The organism is Campylobacter concisus (assembly GCF_002913765.1).
GTDB classification, from domain to species: Bacteria; Campylobacterota; Campylobacteria; order Campylobacterales; family Campylobacteraceae; genus Campylobacter_A; species Campylobacter_A concisus_BB.
Map to the genome: position 1 here is coordinate 127255 of NZ_PPCH01000025.1, position 19964 is coordinate 147218.

Genomic DNA, 19964 nt, shown 5'->3' on the forward strand with positions numbered 1-19964 from the left:
GGAAAATAAAATATAATCCCAAATCTTTGGTCCCGTAGCTCAGTTGGTAGAGCACTACCTTGACATGGTAGTGGTCGATGGTTCGAGTCCATTCGGGGCCACCATTTTTATATCAAATTCTCCAAAACACAAAAACCCAAAAAATAAAATTTAAAAATATTTTTGTAACTCTGTCATTTTTAAATTTTAAACTAAATCCCTAAAATACAGCAAATTTTTACTAAATTTAACTCAAAAATTTACAACTTCACATTTCTAAAATGTCACAACTGTACCAAAGTACAATAGCTATAAAATAAATTTTTTACTTATAATTGCTGACATAAAAATATAAAAAAGGGGAAAAACTATGAGTAAAGTTAAAGGATTAATAAAATCAATAATCGGCACGGATGCCATCGTCGCAGTTGATGCTAATGGAAATCAAAGAACTCTAAAAGCAGGCGACGTGATCTATGACAACGAGGTCATAAAAGAGCAAGACGGCGTAAAGGTCGAGGTGCAAGCTGCACAAACACAAAATGAAAATGCTAGTGATGAGACTGGCAAAGAGATAGCATCGCTACAAGAGCAATTATTAAATGGTAAAAATATCTCTGATCTTGAAGAGACTGCAGCTGGAGGCACTCAATCAGCAGGCGGAGTAAGCTCGAATGGCGTGAGCCTTGGCGCTGCTGGCTTTGCAAATGGCGGTCATGAGTCAAACGTAAGTGCAAATTTTGGCGATCTAAGCTCTCAAGCAAACGCTAGCGCAGAGGCTTTTACAAATGTAAGCGGTGGCGCAAGTGAGGAGGGCTTTAGTCTTGATACGCTTGCGGCTGCGATAGATAATGTATATAACAATATATTCTCGCAGCCACTAGAAGTATCTGTCACAGCAGTTGATGATAACGTAGTGACTGGAAATACAGATCAGGCAGTAAGCAGCAACCTTGACATCGAGGGCAATATCTTAGAACATGAAAATTCACAAAGAACAGGTCTGCATATCACAAATGATAATACTCCAACTTTAGTAGGTAAGGCTACTTCAAACGCTACTATAAGCATATTTGATGGTGAAGGTGAAAATGCACCACTGCTTGGCACGACAACTGCTGATAATGATGGCAACTGGTCATACACACCAACTTCGCCTTTAGCTGATGGAGATCATAAATTTACTATCGAGGCTAGCAAAGTAGCTGCAAATGGCGAAGAGCTAAAAGCTACAAGCACGCAAGAGATAACTGTTGATACAGACAATAGCACCTTGTCTATCACAAAAATATCTACTGATGACTTTTCTGACTTGTCACACTATAACACAATGTATGATAGCAATAAACAATATGACTTCTCACCGACTATCGAGGGCAAAGCAGAGCCATTTGCTGATATAAATTTAGTCATCACAAAAGCTGAGGTTATTTATAATGATGCCTTTGGTCACTCTTGGGTAGAGAAAGGCAACGAAGCTCATGTGGTTGAGAAACTAAGCGCCAAGGCAGATGCTGATGGCAACTGGAAAGTTGAAAGTAGCGTTTTAAATAATAGAGATTTTGAATACACAGTCCAAGCTTCATCAGTAGATGAGGCTGGCAATAAATATGCTGAGCCTCAAGCAACGACATTTTATATGCCACTTGAGCCTATAACTGTCGCTCCAACTGACCACCTATAATAATAAATTTAATGTGGAGAGGCCTCTCTCCACTCACTCTTAAATTTACTTCAAATACTCTTTTACGTCGTACTCTTTGCCAACGTCGTGATCTTTTAAAAGTTTAGCCACGACTGGGCTTAGAAGGATAATGGCGATCAAATTTGGCACAACCATAAGTCCGTTAAACATATCTGCTAAACTCCAGACAAAATCAACCTTTTGCAAGCTGCCTAAAAAGACAAAAACAACAACTAAAATTTTAAAAATTTTAACCGCTTTTGCGCCAAAAAGGTAGCGCACGTTGATCTCAGCGAAGTAGTACCAGCCAATGATCGTCGTAAATGCGAAGAAAAATAGGCAGATCGCCACGAAGCTATAACCGCCAGTTTTGCCAAATATGTGCGACGAGAACGCCTCTTGCACCAAGGTGATGCCAGTAAAGACTGCCTTGCCGTTTTCAAAGCTGATGACGTTTGCGGTTAGCACCACAAAAACGGTTATATTTAGGATGACAAAGGTGTCTATAAAGACGCTCATTATGCCAAGGACAGCTTGATCGACTGGGTGTTTGACGTTTGCAGCAGCGTGTGCGTGTGGAGTTGAGCCCATGCCAGCTTCGTTGCTAAAAAGTCCCCTTGCGATGCCGTATCTCATGGCAGCTGCGATGCTAGCTCCAGTTGCCCCACCCCAAGCAGCCGAAGGGTTAAACGCAGCTTTAAATATTAGTGAGATCGCCTCTGGGATTTGGTGAAAATTTAAAGCGATGATAACCACGCCAACAACGATGTAAAGTAGCGCCATTAACGGCACGATCTTTTCAGCGACCCTTGCGATCGCCTTTACGCCACCTATGAAAATTAGCGCGCAAATGAGAGCCAAAAACGCCCCTGTTAGCCACTGCGGTATGCCAAAAGCGCCGCTAAAGCCGTCTGATATGGAGTTTGCTTGAACCATGTTGCCGATAAAGCCAAGCGCGATGATGATAGCGATAGCGAAAAATCCAGCTAGAAATTTCGCCCATTTGCCCTTTAAACCGCGGCTTATGTAAAAGGCTGGGCCGCCTATCGTGTGGTCGCTGTCATCTTTGGTGCGGTAAATTTGAGCGAGGCAAATTTCAGCAAAATTTGTAGCCATGCCTAAAAAGGCTGCGCACCACATCCAAAAAATGGCTCCAGGGCCACCCATGATAAGCGCTGTCGTCGCACCTACTAGATTGCCAGTGCCAACTTGCGCTGCGATCGCCGTTGCTACTGCCTGAAACGAGCTCATACCAGCCTTGCCAGCAGCCTCGCCGTGAAGTGAGAAATTTCCAAAAAGTTCGCCTAAACCCATCTTAAATTTAAAAATCTGAACAAAGCCAAGTCTAATAGTGAAAAATAGTCCAGTGCCGCAAAGTAGGGCGATGAGGAAGTATGGACCCCAGAGAAATGAATTTATACTTTCAACGCAGTTATTTAAAATTTCAGCAAAATTTGTAGGCATTTTTTAACTTTCGTGATTGATTTGGATTTGAGAAGTATATTTGAATAAATATAAAATTTAAATTAACTACTAAAAAATCATAGCCAAGCTAAATTTTTACAAAAGCGTCCTGCAAAACCATGCTTGAGTAGTAGTAAAAGCTGTAAAATAGCCTATCGTCATAGCTTAGCTCGTCTTGATCAATGATCTCGAGATACTTTGGCTCTAGCATTTGCTCCATTTTAGTAAGCGGCTTTGCATGCTCAAGCTGCTCTATCTTCTCGCAAATTTCAAGCATAAATTTAAAAAACTCTTCAAGCTTACTCGAGATAAATTTAGCTGCCTCGTCTTTTTCGCCTAGCGTACTTTTATAAATTCGCACCAAAAAAACGAGCGCAAAGGGCGTTGCGTGCCAAAATGTCTCTTGATACTCGCACTGAGCTACTATCTCATCAAGCAGTTCATTAAGCTCTTTTTCATCAAATTTGCTCTTTTTTACAGCCTTTGTAAGTGTGTTTAAAATTTGCGCAAAAAGCTCCGCCGTGCCGTAACTACAGCTTAGCTTCGCCCACGGCACGTCTTTTATATTTAAATTTGTGATATATGTTAAATTTTGCTCGTTCATGCGCGTACCTTTTAAAATTTCAAAAGAGTAAAGCCTAAATTTAGCCCTTTGACCTTATCTTTTCTAGCCACTCATTTAGCGTTTTTTCAAAGCCTATGCCCTTGCTTTTGTAAAAAACGAGCGGTTTTTCTAGGTATTTTTGCTCGACCCAGCCGCCAAAATCATGCGGGTAAAGGTAGTCTTTGCTCTCTTTTGTGTGATTTTTTAGATATGGCGGGATCTTTAAAATTTCTTCGCTTTGCACGTATCTTAGGGCGGCATTTATCGCGTTGTAACTGGAGTTTGACTTTGGCGAGCTAGCTAGATAGACGGCGCACTGAGCCAGTATGATCCTAGCCTCTGGAAAGCCTATCTCTTTTACGATGCTTAGCGTGCTTGCGGCTAAATTTAGTGCATTTGGGTTTGCGTTGCCGATGTCTTCGCTGGCAAATATCGCCATCCTTCTAGCGATGAAGTCAGCGCTCTCGCCAGAGTCTATGAGCCTTGCGAGATAGTATATGACGGCGTTTTCGTCGCTTCCGCGCAGACTTTTTATAAAAGCGCTTGCTAGCTCGTAGTGCGTGTCATCCTCTTTTGCTCCCTCTTTTAGGGCGTTTTGGCGAAGTATTTTTAAATTTTCTAGGCTCACATTTTCATCAAGCGTGATGGCAAATTCGAGTAAATTTAGCATAGCCCTTGCGTCGCCACCGCTACTTTTAAAAAGATACTCCTTCGCCTCCTCGTCAATGCTAAATGAAATTTGCTCTCTTATCTTGCCAAGAAGCTCCTCAAAGTCGCCACTGCTAAGCGGTCTAAACTCAAAGAGCATCGAGCGGCTTCTTATGCCTGAGCTTAGCGTGAAAAAGGGATTTTCCGTGCTAGCGCCGATGACTAGGGCTTTGTAGTTTTCCATGGGGATGAGTAGCGCTTCTTGCTGGGTTTTGCTAAGCCTGTGGATCTCATCTATGAAAAAGAGTGGCTTGTTTAGGGCGTTTTCGTAGTTTTTTAAAATTTTGCGAAAGTCGTCTATCTTTAAATTTCCGCCGTCAAACTCGTAAAAGTCGTAGTTTGCACCGCTTGCCACAGCCCTTGCAAAGCTCGTCTTGCCACAGCCTGCTGGACCATAAAATATGGAGTGCGGTATCTTGCTTGTGGCTATAAATTTTAAAAAGGACGCTTTAACCGCCTTTTGACCGCAAATTTCATCCAAATTTTTTGGTCTAAACATCAGTGCAAGTGAGTTCAAATTTACTCCTTTACCGCTTTTGGCAAAATTTTGGCCTTTGCGCTAAGGCTCTCTATCTTTAGCTCGTAAATTTTCATATTTTTTAGCCCATACTCGGCCGCCACGTCAAAGGTGCTCATCGCGTAGGCGGTGTATTTTTGGCTGAGAATTTTTAAAATTTCATATCTTTTTGCTTCATCTGTCACTTCGTAGGCTCTTGTTTTTGCGATGGCACTTTTATATTCAGTCGTAAAGACCTTGCCGCCAAGCGCCTTGCCGTCGTCTTTTATCATTTCTAGCTCGCTATCATTTAGGTGTGGGACTTTGTTGAAGCTCACGCAGACAAACTCCACTTTTCGCCCATTTTGAAGCAGTTTTGCCTTGCTACCAGCGTTCGCTCCGTGGATGAAAATGCTCCCACCAACCCTAACAGGCGAGATCGGTACGCTAAAAATTTCTCCCTCATCATCCACGCATGAGATCACGCCGTATTCGCAGTTATCGATGATCTCAAGCGCCTCTTCACGACTAAGCTCTCTATCTTTTCGCCTCATTTTTCATCCTTTTTTTTGCAAAATATTTTAAAATTTAAGTGCTTAAAGGCTAGTATAACGCAAAAATTTCAAGGAAAAATATGAAAAAATTTGCCATTTTTGCCCTTTTGCTGGGCGTAAATTTATTTGGTGCAAGCGAGGTTTGCAAGGAGTATGTCAAGCAAAGTAGACTCTATCTTGATGAGCTTTACGCCAAAGAGAGCAAGAAGCTTGCAAGCGATGAGAAGGCGCTAAGGCTTTTTGAGCTTAAATTTGATGAGTTTAAGCAAAGGCAAAGCGGCCAAGAGGCGATGATAATGCAAAATAACGATGAGAAATTTTGCAAAAGCGAGCTTGAAAAGGTAAATAAACTTCTTAGTGAGCTTAAAAAATAGCTCAAACTTAAGCGTTTAAGTCCCACTCTATGGGCGTTTTGCCGTGGTTTGCTAGGTAGATATTTGCCTTTGAAAAGTGCCTGCAGCCAAAAAATGCCCCACGAGCTAGCGGACTTGGGTGGGCTGCTTCTAAGATGAGGTGCTTGCTAGCGTCTATAAGCGGTGCTTTTGCCTTGGCTGGGTTGCCCCAGAGCATAAAAACTACGTTTTGTAAATTTTGGCTAATCTTTCTTATGACGGCGTCTGTAAAGCCCTGCCAGCCAAAGCCAGCGTGAGAATTTGCCGCTCCAGCACTAACGCTTAAAGTCGAGTTTAGAAGCAGCACGCCTTGCCTTGCCCACTTTGTAAGATCGCCACTATTTGGCTCTTTTATGCCAAGATCGGCGTAAATTTCTTTATAAATATTCACAAGGCTTGGCGGCACTCTCACGCCACTTGGCACTGAAAAGCTTAGCCCCATGGCTTGATTTGCGCCGTGATATGGGTCTTGTCCAAGGATGACGACCTTTACGGCGTGAAATGGCGTTAGATTAAATGCGTTAAATATAAGCCCACTTGGTGGATAGACGACGCCAGCGCTCTTTGCTTTTAAGAAATTCTCTTTGATGCGAGCGAAATTTTCACTCAAAAACTCATCTTTTAGCACCTCTTTCCAGCTTGGCTCGATCTTTACGTCATCTAAATTTATCTGCATTTTCCTGCCCTTTTTTGTTTTAGCGCTATAATTTTAACTAAATTTATCCAAAGGAAAGAGCTGTGTCAGAGCAAATTTTTAATAAAATCCACGAGCTTCTTAGCAAAAATGGGGCGAAATTTAGAGTGATAGAGCATGAGAGTGCGAGGACTTCAGAGGAGGTCGCTAAGATAAGAGGCACTAAGATGAGTCAGGGCGCAAAGGCGCTGGTATGCTCTATAAAGGGCGTAGATGAAGCTAAATTTAGAGAAATTTTTAAAGATGAAAATGTGCTAGATGGCTACTTGCTAGATGACGAAAAGCCAGCGATGAAGGCTGGTAAAATTTACTTGCTCGCTGTCTTGCCAGCGGATGAGCAGGCTGATCTTGACGCGCTTACGCAAAAATTTGATGGTAAAAGAGCGAGCCTTGCTAGTCCAGAGGAGGTTACAGCGCTTGCTGATTGCGTTTTTGGCTCGGTTCCACCATTTAGTTTTCATAAAAATTTGCACCTTGTTGTGGATGAGAGTTTGCTAGAGCGAAACGAGGAGATCGCCTTTAATGCAGGACTTCTTGATAGATCGCTCATCTTAAACGCAAAAGACTATGCCAAAATAGTAAGACCAACTCTTGTAAAATTTGTGAAAGAAAAGTGCTAGGCTAACCACTTCCTAGCACTAAATTTGTCGGGAGAAAAATGAATTTAAGTAATGCAAAGACGAGAAATTGCTAAATTCATTTCAAGAGCAAATATTATCAGGGATAATCTTAAAGTATAATAAATTATATTGATAAAATATGCATATTTTAGGGATTTTTATCTTTATATATAAAAAAATATATTTTAAAATCCAAAAATTTTGGCTCAAATTTCATTAAATTTAAAAAGAATTTATAAAAATTTGCTTAGCAATTATTAAGTTTAGCTTAAAGCCCATTTTGATAAAATCCTTAATCGTTCTTTTATCGTAAAAAAGACAATTTGATATAAGGAAAAACAATGAGCGATATCATCGCATACAAACTAAATGGCGAAATAGTCGATACTCAAAGTATCGCAGGGCGTGAAAGTAGTGCTGAGCCTATCTATTTTGACAACTCAAAAGAGGCACTACACGTTATCAGACACTCCTGTGCGCACCTCATGGCACAAGCTATCAAATCACTCTATCCAAAGGCGAAATTCTTTGTCGGACCAAACGTAGAAGATGGATTTTATTATGATTTTAGAGTTGATGATGAGGGCACGAAGCTAGGTGAGAGCGATCTAGCAGCGATCGAAGATAAGATGAAAGAGCTTGCTGAGAAGAAATTTGACATCGTTAAAACCTGCTCAACTAAAGCTAATATGAGTGAGAAATTTAAAAACGACGATCTTAAACAAGAGGTCTTAAAAAGAATTCCAGATGGCGAAGTGAGCAGCTACGCACAAGGCGATTTTGAAGACCTTTGCCGCGGACCGCACGTGCCAAATACTAAATTTTTAAAATTCTTCAAGCTTACACGCGTGGCTGGGGCATATCTTGGCGGTGATGAGAGCCGTGAGATGCTAACTAGAATTTACGGCACAGCTTACGCAGACAAAGAGAGTCTAAAAGAGCACATCCGCATCATCGAAGAGGCTAAAAAGCGCGATCACAGAAAGCTTGGCGTCGAGATGAAGCTATTTACATTTGATGAAGAAGTGGGTGGCGGTTTGCCTATCTGGCTACCAAATGGCGGACGCTTAAGATCAAAACTAGAGCAACTTCTATACAAAGCTCACCGTGACCGCGGCTACGAGCCAGTGCGAGGTCCTGAGCTTTTAAAGGCTGATGTGTGGAGAAGAAGCGGTCACTACGCAAACTACAAAGAAAATATGTACTTTACAACGATCGATGAGACAGAGTATGGCATCAAGCCGATGAACTGCGTTGGTCACATCAAAGTTTATCAAAGCGATATCCGCTCTTACCGCGACTTGCCGCTTAAATTTTTCGAGTACGGCGTCGTGCATCGCCATGAGAAAAGCGGCGTGCTTCACGGACTTTTCAGGGTGCGTGAATTTGCACAAGATGACTCACATATCTTTTGTATGCCAAGCCAGATCAAAGAAAATATCTTAGAAATTTTAAAATTTGCTGGCACGATAATGGAAAATTTTGGCTTCCACTATGAGATGGAGATATCAACCAAGCCAGCCAAAGCGATCGGTGGCGATGAAATTTGGGATACTGCTACAAAAGCGCTAAAAGAAGCTCTTGATGAAAATGGCTTTAAATACGGCATCGACGAGGGTGGCGGCGCATTTTATGGACCAAAGATCGACATTAAGATAACTGACGCGCTTAAGAGAAAGTGGCAGTGCGGCACGATACAAGTCGATTTTAACTTGCCAGAGCGCTTTGATCTAGGCTACATCGATGCAAATAACGAAAGACAGCGCCCCGTAATGCTTCACAGAGCATTGCTTGGTAGTTTTGAGAGATTTATAGGAATTTTACTTGAGCACACTGCTGGCGAGCTACCATTTTTCATAGCTCCTACGCAAGTCGTCATCGTGCCTATTAGCGACGCGCATTTAGACTACGCAAAAGAAATTTCACGCGAGCTAAGAAAGATCAACGTCGATAGCGAGATCGCAAGTAAAAATGAGAGTTTAAATAAGAGAATAAGAACGGCAGAAAAACAAAGGGTGCCTATGATAGTCGTGCTAGGAGACAACGAAGTAGCGAACAAGAGCGTTGCATTGCGCGATAGACAGGCTAGGACGCAGAGCGATATGAGCTTGGCGGAATTTATAAATTTAACGAAGGAGAAACTTAGTGAGGTACATTTTTGAGTAAGGAAAATGAAGTATTGCTCAATGAGGACATAAGGGCGAGAGAGGTAAGATGTGTAGGGGATGATGGCACGGCATACGGTGTCATCTCAAGAGAAGAGGCTTTAGAGATCTCAAATAGGCTTGGGCTTGATCTAGTGCTTATAGCGCCAGACGCGAAGCCGCCAGTTTGCAAGATAATGGACTATGGTAAATTCCGCTATCAGCAAGAGAAAAAGCAAAAAGAGGCTAAGAAAAAGCAAAAAACCATCGAGATAAAAGAGATAAAACTCTCTGTCAAGATCGCCCAAAACGATATAAACTACAAGGTTAAACACGCAAGCGAGTTTTTGCAAGATGGCAAACACGTTAAATTTCGTGTATTTTTAAAGGGTCGCGAGATGAGCACCCCAGAGGCTGGCGTAGCCATGCTTGAGAAGGTCTGGGAGATGATCAAAGATGAGGCTGACCGCGACAAAGAGCCTATAATAGAAGGTCGTTATGTAAATATGCTTGTAACTCCAAAAAAGGGTTAAATTTTCACAAAGAGCAGGCTAGGGCTTGCTCTTTTTCATTAAATTTTTAATACAAAAACTCACAAATAACTATTTTCAAAAATTCTATCATTTTTATATGTGTTAAATTTACGCAAGGGCGTTTGCTGGGCCGATGTGGCTTGTGGTTAAATTTTGTAGTATGAATTTAGACGCGGCTTAAATTTAGTAAATTTTGATTTTTACTTACTGGATTTTAATACTTTGACATCACTTGTATAGACGTTGTGCTGAAAATAATTTAGACAAATTGACTTTCTTGTGAGCTTGCAAATATTTAGTGTTTGCGTGGGTGTTTTAAACCAAATTTTGTCTAATTGTAGGCTAAATTTGGTAAGAAACTTGATTATTTGTTGCTTAAATTTAGCAAAATTTAAATTATCTTGTCCGAATTTGATTATCTTACTGTCACTTGCAAAAGCGCTGTGCCTAAAAACTTCTTGTGGGTTTTTAAATTTCTTTTTTTATATGCTTGCATGAGAGTTTTTAAGCTAAATTTTGCCTATGAACTAGCTAAATTTGGCAAGAGAAATATTGTTTTAATAATACTTTTTATGTGGTGACTAAATTTGATGAGAAATTTGCTTATTTGTGGGTTAAATACAGTAAATTTTAATTTTCGCTTACCAAAATTTATCACACCTTTTTTCTGCCAACCCTTACACGAGTGATTTATTGAAATTTGACCAAGCAAACGCCATCTAATAAAGTAAATTTGAACTTCTTGTGAGTTTATAAATTTATGGTGCGTGTGCGAGTGCCGTGAGCTAAATTTCATCTAGTAGGTTGCTGAACTTGACGAGAGAAATATAGCTTTAATAAGTGCCCTTTGCAAATCTTTTGACTGCTTTTATTTTATTTGGAGCAAAATTTAGCAAGAAATTTCTTTGTTTATAGCTTAAATTTATAAAATTTTAATTTTTGCTTGCTGGAATTTGTTCTATTTTTTTATCGCTCGCATGGATGCTTTACAGAAATTTGACTGGGTGAGAGCCACATACTAGAGTAAAAATGAAAGCTTCTTTTTGAGTAAATTCGATATTTGTAGTGTTTATGCGAGTGCTTTTGAGCTAAATTTTGCCTAATAGCTGGTTAAATTTAATAAGTGAAATTTGGTTTTTCTTGTAAAAATGCGAGTAGTTTTTATCGCTTTAAAATACTTTTTGCAAAGGATTTGATGGCTTTTGTTTTATGTGGTAGCAAAATTTGATAAGAGAAATTTAGGTGTGGCTTAAATTTATAAAATTTAACTATCTCTTGCCAAAAATGCTCTGTTATCTGCTTGTGAAATTTTAGGTTTTGCTCATTCTCTGGCAAGATTTTGTCATTTACCTTACTATGTCGAAGTTGCAAGCGCTATGAAAATTTCTCGTTTGCGACACACCTGCTACAAAGCTTCTTGTCGTCAAGTAGCCACGCATAGACCGCACCATTCGTGTAATCAAGCAAAATATCAACAGGATGCTCCACGGCAAAAACTTTCAATTTTACTGCTCAAACCTCGCCACTCCACCATATCGGCTGTTTTGACAAAATTTATACTAAAAGCTCTAAAAATAGTGATCTGCTCACCACCCTAGTGAAATTTAGTCAAGCTTCAAATTTATATCTGCCACACCAGCAAAATTTTGTCGAAAACGAACGCTCTATATGCACCGCATAAAATGCTTCAAGCTTGCGTAAATTTGATAGCTTGCTAGTAAAATTTGCCACACAAAAGTCAAATTCTATTTTGCCTAAAAACCATAGCCTGCCTCGTATCGATTTACGTCCAAATTTAACTTGGACGTAAATTTACAGAGCAAATCAGCCTACACATATCCTTGATCTATCATCGCATCAGCCACTTTTCTAAAGCCAGCGATATTTGAGCCAAGCACCAAGTTGCCCTCATCGCCAAACTCTTTACTCGTTTCGTAGCTTAGCTCAAAGATGTGGTTCATGATGCCATGAAGTTTGCGATCGACCTCTTCAAAGCTCCACGAAGTCATGCCGGCATTTTGCATCATCTCAAGTCCGCTTGTGCCCACGCCGCCAGCATTTGCTGCTTTTGCTGGAGCAAAGTGAAAGTCTTTTTGCGCAAGCATGAAATTTATCGCATCAAGCGTGCTTGGCATGTTCGCGCCCTCAGCCACGAAGCGGCAGCCATTTGCGTAAAGCACTTTTATGTCAGCTAGGTGAAGCTCGTTTTGTGTCGCGCATGGGAAGGCCCCGTCGCATGGCACGTCCCAGACGCCGTTTCTGCCCTCTTTGTATTCGCTCACGCTTACATATTTTGCGTTCGGTCTAAATTTGGTGTATTCGCTAAGGCGAGCGCGTTTTACTTCTTTTAGCTCTTTAAGTACCGCTAGATCTATGCCCTCAGCGTCATAGACATATCCGTTTGAGTCAGAGACGGTGATAGGCAGTGCGCCTGCTTGATAGAGCTTTTCGACCGTGTAGATGGCTACGTTTCCGCTACCGCTGACGCTGCATTTTTTGCCCTCAAGTGATAGACCAGCTTTTTTTAGCATGTTTTGTGTGAAATATACTAGTCCGTATCCAGTAGCCTCTGTACGCGCTAGGCTGCCGCCCCAGTTTAGCCCCTTGCCAGTTAGGATGCCATCAAACCTGCCAGTTAGCTTTTTATACTGACCAAACATATAGCCGATCTCTCTAGCGCCCACGCCGATGTCGCCTGCTGGCACATCCACGGTGTTGCCGATGTGGCGGTAAAGCTCACTCATAAATGCTTGGCAAAAGCGCATTATCTCGCCCTCGCTCTTGCCCTTTGGATCAAATGTGCTGCCGCCTTTTGCGCCACCGATATTTACGCCAGTGAGCGAGTTTTTGAAAATTTGCTCAAATCCAAGAAATTTTAGCACGCCAAGATCGACGCTTGGGTGGAGCCTTAGACCGCCCTTGTATGGGCCAACGGCTGAGTTAAACTGCACGCGGTAGCCGTTATTTACCTTTGGTCTGCCATCATCGCCCGTGTATGTCACGCGAAAGATCACCGTGCGCTCAGGGATGACGATGCGCTCTAGGATCGCGTGTTTTTGGTACTTGCTCTCTCTTTTGATAAGCGGCTCTAGGCTGTTTAAAACCTCAGTCGCAGCTTGGACAAAGACACCTTGACCTGGATTGGTCTTCTTTATCCATTCCATCGTTTGTTCGATGTACTCGCTCATTTTTGCTCCTTTTTCCTTTTTTTGTAGTTAAATATTAGCTCGGCTAGAAAAAATTTTTATTTAAAGATATTTTAATATTTTTATTTTGGGCAATGAGTGTTACATATCGAAACTAAATTTATAAAATTTACTAAATTTGCGCCATCTCTTGCCAAAAAGGAAGTGCCACGTCGTCTGCTTGGACAAAATTTAGGAAATGCTCGGCTGATGGTAGGGTTTCGTCATTTAGCCTTGCTATATAGGTGCTGGCAAGCGCTATGAAAAATTTTTCAAAGTCACTCGCAACGCGTCTGCTGCAAAGCTTTTTATCTTCAAGTAGCCACGCATAGACCGCGCCACTCGTGCAATCAAGCAAAAATATCCAAGGATCTCCCACGGCAAAAACTATCAAATTTGCTGGGCGAGCTTCACCCTGCCACCATTTGCCACCAAACTCATCTACGCTATTTAGGCGCACTAGCTCGCTCGCGTAGTCGCCTTTACTGCCAAAACTGACATTGCAAATTTCAAAGTTGTCAAGCTCAAATTTGCTTAAAAGCTTTGTAAATTTAGCTGGGAAATTTACGCCAAGGCTCTTTTGTGCTTGCATAAACGCCAAAGCATCCTTTTGCGGCAAAAGTCTCATACCAGTTATGCCCTCTTGCTCTAGTGGCAAGAAAATTTGATCTAGTTTTCTAGCGATCTCGTCTAGTTTTAAAAACATATCGCTCCTTAAATTTGCTAAATTTGGCAAATTTTATCAAATTTAGTCCAGTGTGCTTTTAAATTTGGGTTATAATCGCCATAAATTTAAGGAGCTAGCGTGGTTAGATCATATCCTCTTGATATGCCTGGCGTGGAGTTTCGCGGGCACGGCGTGACTGGCATTTACGAGATGAATGGGCGCATTGCATTTGTGCATTTTGCTTTTGGCGTGCCTAGCGAGCCAGAGATAGCTCAAAAACTAACGCCAAACTACGTGCTACTAGATACATTTTCACGCGACTTTAGCGAGCATAAAAGATCAGTGCTAACCTACAAACAAAGCGAAATTTTTATAGCCAGCAATGCGCGTTGCTACCCAGAAAATGGCTACTTCGTGCTAAATACTAGATACTACAAGGGCTACATAAACTCCCCAGCAAAGCTTATAAAGATAAGTGACGGGCTGATGAGCGAGCTTGGCGTTGCTAAGGAGCCTGTAAAAGAGATATATAACGACGCTAAAACGTATGAATTTGATGGCTTTTGCGTGCGCATGAGCTCGCCATTTATGATGGAGTGCAAAGAAATTTTGGACGGTACAGAGTTCAAAAGCGAAGCAAAAGATGAAAATTTAAACGCTAATTTGCCGCCCAAAGAGCAGGGCGCAAGGATAGGCAAAACTATCTGGCGGTTAAAGCTTGGTGCATATCTCTACACGCCAGTTTGCCTGCGTGAGGGAGTGCTTTACTTTGGCACCGCTGGCAAGGGCGGAGATCTATACGCCGTGGATGCAAAAAGTGGCGAGGTGGTGTTTAAGTTTAAAACCAGTGGCACGGAGCATTTTGTTTGTATCAAAGATCAAATTTTACTCGCAAGCCGCAAAAATATGCCAGTTTTGATAAGCGCCAAAGATGGCTTGCTGTTAAAAGAGATAGAGTTTGAGAAATTTAGCCTTAGCGCAGATCAGATCATGCTAGTAAGCGGTGGCAGGCTCTACGCTGTGGCAAATGACGGAGCTAAAATTTACGCAGTTTGCGCGGAAATTTAGCTTTGGCGAAATTTATCGCCAAAGCCATAATGAGATAAATTTACCTCTTCTTTTTATATCTTTTTATCGCCTCTACGATGACCTCTTCTAGGTCGTCGTTTGGCTCTTTGTTCATATCATCATAGGTGTTTTCAAGGATAGTTTTTAAGTTTTTCTCGACGTAGCTAGTATCGAAAAATCCTCTTCTAAACTCCTTACTTTTGCTGATCGTTAGCAAAAATGGGATGATCGTTCGCACGCCCTCGATAGTAAATTCTTCAAGTGCTCTTTCAAGCTTATTTACAGCTAGATCGTAATCAGTCGCCTTGACGATCAGTTTTGCGATAAGTGAGTCGTAAAATGGCGGTATGGTGTAGTCCTTATAGACGTGGCTATCGACGCGCACAGATGGGCCAAGGGCTGGGTAGTAGCCCTCGATCGTGCCTGGTGCTGGGATGAAATTCTCCCAGACATTCTCAGCCGTGATCCTAGCTTCTATCGCGTAGCCTCGTGGTTTGATGTCGCTTTGCTCTATCTCTAAAATTTCACCAGCTGCGATCCTTATCTGTCTAACGACCAGGTCATGTCCTGTGATCTCTTCAGTGATGCCGTGCTCCACTTGGATACGGGTGTTCATCTCCATGAAGTAAAAGTTGTTGTAGTCATCTAGCAAAAACTCGATCGTTCCTACGTTTGAGTAGCCCACAGCCTTTGCTGCAGCCACTGCGGTCACGCCCATGATCTTTCTTAAATTTTCACTGATCGATGGGCAAGGTGCGATCTCGATGATCTTTTGGTGGCGCCTTTGGATAGAGCAGTCACGCTCGCAAAGGTGGATGATGTTGCCGTAGTTATCGCCTAAAATTTGAAACTCGATGTGGCGAGGATTGACGACAAGCTTCTCCATAAAAACTTCGTCGTTGTTAAAGTATGCTTTTGCCTCTCTGGTGCACGACTCAAAGGCATCTTGCATATCTTCTTCTTGCCAGACCTCCCTGATACCGCGGCCACCACCACCACCGCTTGCTTTTAAGATGACTGGATAGCCGATGCGCCTAGCGTGCTCTTTTATGGCATCCATGCTCTCATCATTTAGCTTTTCAGTGCCTGGCACTATCGGTATGCCGTTTTTCTTCATCAGATATCTAGCGATGTTTTTATCGCCCATTTTCTTGATGACTTCAGCCTTTGGACCGATGAAGATAAGCCCAGCGTCCTCGACTGCCTTTGCAAATTCGTAGTTTTCGCTTAGAAAGCCGTATCCTGGGTGTATCGCATCAGCTCCGCACTCTTTAGCAAGCTTTACGATCGCTTTGGCGTCAAGATAGCCTTTGATCGGATCTTCACCCACTTGATAGGCCTCATCAGCGATCCTGACATGCAAGCACTCGCTGTCTGGCGCTGTGTAAATTCCTACGCTTTGGATGTGTAAATCCCTACAAGCTCTGACTATCCTAACTGCGATCTCACCACGATTTGCGATAAGAATTTTATGTATCATAGGCTATCCTTTTTGAGTTTTTCTTATCATATAACTATTCGTTTTATTTTTAGATAAATTTGTTAAGTCTGGTTTTAAAATTTGAGTGCAAAGGTTAAATTTACACTCAAATTTCTTTATTTGCTAACGATCTGTGGAAAAGGTGTGGCCAGGGCTTTTTTGCTAAAATCTTGCGACTCGATCGTGAAATTTGTAGCAAATCTTTGAATGCCCTCTTTTTTATAAGCACGCCTTTGGATGGTAAAAAGGACTAAATTTCCGCCTTGTTTGGTGTAGCGATATATCGAGTGCTCGGCTGTTGGAGTGCCATTTAGGTTTGAAAATATCGTGATATCAAGATAAATTTCATTTGCCATCGAGCCCTTTTTATAAGCTACTTTTAGCCCTTTTGTCTTTAGCTCTTTTAGATCATTTATCTTTTGCTCGACTGCTTGCTCTGGCGTAGCGTCAAATTTAAGGGTATTTAGCGAGAGCATATAGCTAAAACTATCTAGTTTCTCACCAGGGAGCAAGTACTCCTGCGTGAATAAATTTGGCACAGGCTTGGCTGAGCTTGCTAGCGAGTAGAGTCTGTTGTCAAATTTTATCTGCATCGGCTCAAAATACTGAGTAGCCGCGAGCAAGAGCGCTGGCAAAGCGATAAATGCTAAAAATTTCTTCATCAAATTCCTTTAAAATGGATTTACTATCATTACCCAGATGATGATGAGCATCGCGATAGTTGGCACTTCGTTGTAAGCTCTAAAGAAGATGCCACTTTTGTTACAGCGCTTTTCTTTGAGCTGCTTCATGTAGCGTCCAAGGTCTAGGTGATAGATAGCCATAATGATGACAACTAAAATTTTGACATGGATGTGACCAGTTTTTATAAGATCAGGCATCGCGATAAGTATCAATATACCAGTGACAAATGAGCCGATGAGTGCGACCCAGCCGATGTAGTGATACATCTTGTACTCCATCACCTCGACCACTTTTACAAAGTCTGGCTTGTCCATATTTTCTACGTGATAAACGTAGAGCCTTGGCTGATAAAACAGCACTGCCATCCACGAGATGAAAAACAAATAGTGGAGGTATTTTAAGTAAAGATAATATTCTGCCATAACGTCTCCTTATCTAAAAAGTATCTCTTTTCTAGCTTCAAATTCAGCCTTGCTGATCGCACCACTCTCAAAAAGCTCGTAAAGCCTTTTTAAGTCGTCCTCTTTATCTTTTAGTTTTAGCCTCTCTTTTAGCTCGGCCTTTTGTAAATTTTTCTCTACATAAGCGCCAACCAAAAATGCATCTATAAGCCACCAAATGCCCCAGATGATTAAAAATGGTATGCCTATAATAAAATAAAGCGTAGCATACCCAACGAAAAATAACCCCATCATCAAAAAGCCAGTGATAAATTTACCAAGATAAATTCTATGCGCTCCAAGCCAGCCAGTAAGTAGCCAAAGTGCGTATGCGACGTAGATATTATTTCCCACTCTCTCTCCTTTTTCTAAAACTTTGCCAAAGTATCATCACGACGCAAAGATCGATCATCACGTCAGCGAAGTTAAAGACCGCAAAGTTAAACCACTTGTGCCAAAAGACATAATCCACGACGCCGCCATGGATAAATCTATCTATGATGTTTGAGCTGCCAGCTCCTAGCAAAGCTCCAAGCCAAATGGCATGCGAGCAAAGCAGTTTTTTTTCAACGACTAGATATACAAAAACGCCTAAAATGAGGGCGATCTGGATAAATTTCAGCCACTCATCTAAAAAGGCAAACATCGAAAATGCAACGCCCTTATTATATGTAAGAACTAGTGAGAAAAACTCGCCCTTCCACGAAAAACCATCTATAAATATCATCTTTATCGCTTGATCAACGATAAAAATGAGAAAAAACGCGATGAAAAATTTAACCAAGCTTTTACGCATTTAGGGCTTTTACAAAAAATTTCTCAACTTCATCCATACGTTTTTCAACTAAAGTTTGATTTTTGCCCTCAAGCAAAAGCCTGATCAAATTTTCAGTGCCAGAGTATCTAAAGAGCGATCTTATGCCTTCTTTTGCAAGGCTAGCCTCAAGCTCTTTTAGCCCCTCTATCTTATCAAGCGGCTTTTTCTCTGTGATCTTTAAATTTAGCAAAATTTGCGGATACGGCTTTAGCTCGCCAAAAATTTCACTAGCTTTTTTGCCTTTTTTAAGCATCATAGCAACGACTTGCATCGAAGTAACAAGGCCGTCGCCAGTCTTAGCGTAGTCATTAAATATCACGTGACCGCTTTGCTCGCCACCAAAATTTATGCCATTTTCTTTCATCATCTCAAGTACGTATTTATCGCCTACATTTGAGCGAAGTAGCTTGATCTTGTGAGCTTTTAGATAGTCATCAAGTGCGGCATTACTCATCACCGTAGCCACGATGGCTCCACCTTTTAGTGCCTTTTGCTCGTGTAAAAATGCTGCAAGTGAGCCAAGTATCGCGTCGCCATGCACAACTTCGCCGTTTTCATCGACAACGACAAGTCTATCAGCATCGCCGTCAAATGCAAAGCCGATGTCAGCACGAAGCCTTTTTACCTCGCTTGCTAGATCTTCTGGGTGAAGCGCACCGCAGTTTTGGTTGATGTTGCTACCATTTGGCTCGTCGTTTATGACGATGACATCAGCTCCAAGCTCGCTAAATACAGTTGGTGCGACCTTGTAAGCAGCTCCGTTTGCCACATCTAAAACTACTCGTAAATTCTTTAAATTTAGCTCTTTTGGGAATGAATTTTTGATCTGGACGATATATCTGCCGATAACGTCGTCGATCCTCTTGTTTGCGCCGATCTCTGTCATCGTTTTTTGGGCATTTGCGATGAGCTCGTCATCGTAGAAGATTTTTTCTATCTCGGCCTCTATCGTCTCATCAAGCTTGTTGCCAAAGCTATCAAAAAATTTGATGCCGTTATCGTAGTATGGGTTGTGTGAGGCGCTTATCATTATGCCAGCGTCACAGCGCATATTTTCTGTTAAAAATGCGATCGCAGGTGTTGGCATAGGGCCTATTTGAAGGACGTTGTAGCCAACTGCAGTTAGCCCTGCAACGATGGCGGTTTCTATCATATAGCCACTTTTTCTAGTATCTTTTCCGACTAAAATCACATTTGTCGCTGAGGTCTTTCTAAAGTAAATTCCAGCAGCCATTGCAAGGCGCATAGATGTTTGAGCTGAAAGCTTTTCGCCAGCCTTACCACGAACTCCGTCTGTTCCAAAAAGTTTCATAAATTTATCCTTTTTATTATAAAATGGTGCTATTTTATCAGAAATTATCAAATTTAAAATCTAAAATTTTATTTGTTTTAAAGCTGACTTAAATTCAGTTACAATTAAATATATTTTTCATATAATCACGGACTAAAATTATCAAAAAAGGTATATTATGGCAAACCATAAATCTGCTGAAAAAAGAGCTAGACAAACTATAAAAAGAACAGAAAGAAACAGATTTTACCGCACTAGACTTAAAAATATAACAAAAGCAGTGCGCGTAGCTGTAGAAGCTAAAGATCTAAATGCTGCAAATGAAGCTTTAAAAGTTGCTAACAAAAGCATCCACAGCTTCGTAAGTAGAGGCTTTTTGAAGAAACAAACTGCTGCTCGTCGCGTTAGTCGCCTTGCTCAATTAGTAAATACTCTAAAAGCTGCTTAATCTATTAAATTT

22 protein-coding genes and 1 tRNA gene are annotated in these 19964 nt (G+C 41.4%); 8 read left to right on the top strand and 15 right to left on the bottom strand.

Annotation, left to right across the window (positions count from 1 at the left end):
- The first annotated feature begins 28 nt into the window (after positions 1-28).
- A tRNA-Val gene (locus tag CYO89_RS07395) sits at positions 29-104 on the top strand.
- Positions 105-349: 245 nt separating this feature from the next.
- Positions 350-1663, top strand: coding sequence for an Ig-like domain-containing protein (locus CYO89_RS07400; protein WP_103597820.1), 1314 nt, complete (start codon positions 350-352; stop codon positions 1661-1663).
- Positions 1664-1708: 45 nt separating this feature from the next.
- Here the strand turns inward: CYO89_RS07400 and CYO89_RS07405 are convergent, their stop codons facing one another.
- The 4 genes from CYO89_RS07405 to CYO89_RS07420 all read right to left on the bottom strand — a co-directional run bounded on the left by CYO89_RS07405 (position 1709) and on the right by CYO89_RS07420 (position 5489).
- Entirely contained in the window at positions 1709-3127 is a 1419-nt protein-coding gene (locus CYO89_RS07405; protein WP_103597821.1) for an alanine/glycine:cation symporter family protein, read from the bottom strand.
- Positions 3128-3215: 88 nt separating this feature from the next.
- Positions 3216-3731, bottom strand: a complete 516-nt coding sequence (locus CYO89_RS07410; RefSeq protein ID WP_103597822.1) for an ATP-dependent DNA helicase RuvA — start codon at positions 3729-3731, stop codon at positions 3216-3218.
- Positions 3732-3771: 40 nt separating this feature from the next.
- Positions 3772-4938 (bottom strand): replication-associated recombination protein A, encoded by a 1167-nt coding sequence (locus CYO89_RS07415; RefSeq protein ID WP_258032561.1) that lies wholly within the window; start codon positions 4936-4938, stop codon positions 3772-3774.
- 20 nt (positions 4939-4958) lie between these two features.
- Positions 4959-5489, bottom strand: coding sequence for a pyridoxamine 5'-phosphate oxidase family protein (locus tag CYO89_RS07420; RefSeq protein ID WP_103597824.1), 531 nt, complete (start codon positions 5487-5489; stop codon positions 4959-4961).
- An 80-nt stretch (positions 5490-5569) separates the two neighbouring features.
- On the opposite strand from CYO89_RS07420, the gene CYO89_RS07425 reads away from it, so the two are divergent.
- Positions 5570-5863, top strand: a complete 294-nt coding sequence (locus tag CYO89_RS07425) for a hypothetical protein (protein ID WP_103597825.1) — start codon at positions 5570-5572, stop codon at positions 5861-5863.
- Between the two features lie 7 nt (positions 5864-5870).
- On the opposite strand, the gene ung is transcribed toward CYO89_RS07425, so the two are convergent.
- Entirely contained in the window at positions 5871-6557 is a 687-nt protein-coding gene (gene ung, locus CYO89_RS07430) for a uracil-DNA glycosylase (RefSeq protein WP_103597826.1), read from the bottom strand.
- Between the two features lie 62 nt (positions 6558-6619).
- Here ung and CYO89_RS07435 point away from each other — a divergent pair, with 62 nt between their 5' ends.
- The 3 genes from CYO89_RS07435 (at position 6620) to infC (ending at position 9872) form a co-directional block, all read left to right on the top strand.
- Positions 6620-7195 carry a YbaK/EbsC family protein gene (locus tag CYO89_RS07435; RefSeq protein ID WP_103597827.1) on the top strand — a complete coding sequence of 192 codons (576 nt, stop codon included), beginning with the start codon at positions 6620-6622 and terminating at the stop codon, positions 7193-7195.
- 341 nt (positions 7196-7536) lie between these two features.
- Positions 7537-9357 (top strand): threonine--tRNA ligase, encoded by a 1821-nt coding sequence (gene thrS / locus CYO89_RS07445; RefSeq protein WP_103568693.1) that lies wholly within the window; start codon positions 7537-7539, stop codon positions 9355-9357.
- Positions 9354-9872 (top strand): translation initiation factor IF-3, encoded by a 519-nt coding sequence (infC, locus tag CYO89_RS07450; RefSeq protein WP_103597828.1) that lies wholly within the window; start codon positions 9354-9356, stop codon positions 9870-9872. The genes thrS and infC overlap by 4 nt, the downstream gene beginning before the upstream one ends.
- A 1161-nt stretch (positions 9873-11033) precedes the next feature.
- On the opposite strand, the gene CYO89_RS10425 is transcribed toward infC, so the two are convergent.
- The 4 genes from CYO89_RS10425 to CYO89_RS07460 all read right to left on the bottom strand — a co-directional run bounded on the left by CYO89_RS10425 (position 11034) and on the right by CYO89_RS07460 (position 13763).
- Positions 11034-11207: a hypothetical protein gene (locus tag CYO89_RS10425; RefSeq protein WP_181001908.1), complete on the bottom strand. Its 174-nt coding sequence runs from the start codon at positions 11205-11207 to the stop codon at positions 11034-11036.
- 39 nt (positions 11208-11246) lie between these two features.
- Positions 11247-11375 carry a hypothetical protein gene (locus tag CYO89_RS10615; RefSeq protein WP_258032550.1) on the bottom strand — a complete coding sequence of 43 codons (129 nt, stop codon included), beginning with the start codon at positions 11373-11375 and terminating at the stop codon, positions 11247-11249.
- Between the two features lie 326 nt (positions 11376-11701).
- The gene (gene gdhA / locus CYO89_RS07455; protein WP_103597829.1) at positions 11702-13060 is read right to left on the bottom strand and encodes an NADP-specific glutamate dehydrogenase; all 1359 of its coding nucleotides are present in this window, start codon (positions 13058-13060) and stop codon (positions 11702-11704) included.
- A gap of 130 nt (positions 13061-13190) precedes the next feature.
- Complete coding sequence (locus tag CYO89_RS07460; protein ID WP_103597830.1) at positions 13191-13763, bottom strand: SMI1/KNR4 family protein; 573 nt, start codon at positions 13761-13763, stop codon at positions 13191-13193.
- Positions 13764-13862: 99 nt separating this feature from the next.
- Here CYO89_RS07460 and CYO89_RS07465 point away from each other — a divergent pair, with 99 nt between their 5' ends.
- Positions 13863-14792: a PQQ-binding-like beta-propeller repeat protein gene (locus CYO89_RS07465; RefSeq protein ID WP_103597831.1), complete on the top strand. Its 930-nt coding sequence runs from the start codon at positions 13863-13865 to the stop codon at positions 14790-14792.
- Positions 14793-14832: 40 nt separating this feature from the next.
- Here the strand turns inward: CYO89_RS07465 and CYO89_RS07470 are convergent, their stop codons facing one another.
- The 6 genes from CYO89_RS07470 to glmM form a co-directional block, all read right to left on the bottom strand.
- Positions 14833-16272, bottom strand: coding sequence for an acetyl-CoA carboxylase subunit A (locus tag CYO89_RS07470; RefSeq protein ID WP_004317286.1), 1440 nt, complete (start codon positions 16270-16272; stop codon positions 14833-14835).
- A 116-nt stretch (positions 16273-16388) separates the two neighbouring features.
- Positions 16389-16934, bottom strand: coding sequence for a hypothetical protein (locus CYO89_RS07475; RefSeq protein WP_103597832.1), 546 nt, complete (start codon positions 16932-16934; stop codon positions 16389-16391).
- Between the two features lie 9 nt (positions 16935-16943).
- Complete coding sequence (locus CYO89_RS07480; RefSeq protein WP_021086620.1) at positions 16944-17378, bottom strand: CopD family protein; 435 nt, start codon at positions 17376-17378, stop codon at positions 16944-16946.
- A 9-nt stretch (positions 17379-17387) separates the two neighbouring features.
- Complete coding sequence (locus CYO89_RS07485; protein ID WP_103597833.1) at positions 17388-17750, bottom strand: NINE protein; 363 nt, start codon at positions 17748-17750, stop codon at positions 17388-17390.
- Positions 17740-18192 carry a signal peptidase II gene (gene lspA / locus CYO89_RS07490; RefSeq protein WP_103597834.1) on the bottom strand — a complete coding sequence of 151 codons (453 nt, stop codon included), beginning with the start codon at positions 18190-18192 and terminating at the stop codon, positions 17740-17742. Before lspA ends, CYO89_RS07485 begins: the two co-directional genes overlap by 11 nt.
- Positions 18185-19525 (bottom strand): phosphoglucosamine mutase, encoded by a 1341-nt coding sequence (gene glmM, locus CYO89_RS07495; protein WP_021086624.1) that lies wholly within the window; start codon positions 19523-19525, stop codon positions 18185-18187. The genes lspA and glmM overlap by 8 nt, the downstream gene beginning before the upstream one ends.
- Positions 19526-19682: 157 nt before the next feature.
- Here glmM and rpsT point away from each other — a divergent pair, with 157 nt between their 5' ends.
- Positions 19683-19952: a 30S ribosomal protein S20 gene (gene rpsT / locus CYO89_RS07500; RefSeq protein ID WP_004317319.1), complete on the top strand. Its 270-nt coding sequence runs from the start codon at positions 19683-19685 to the stop codon at positions 19950-19952.
- Positions 19953-19964: the final 12 nt, after the last annotated feature.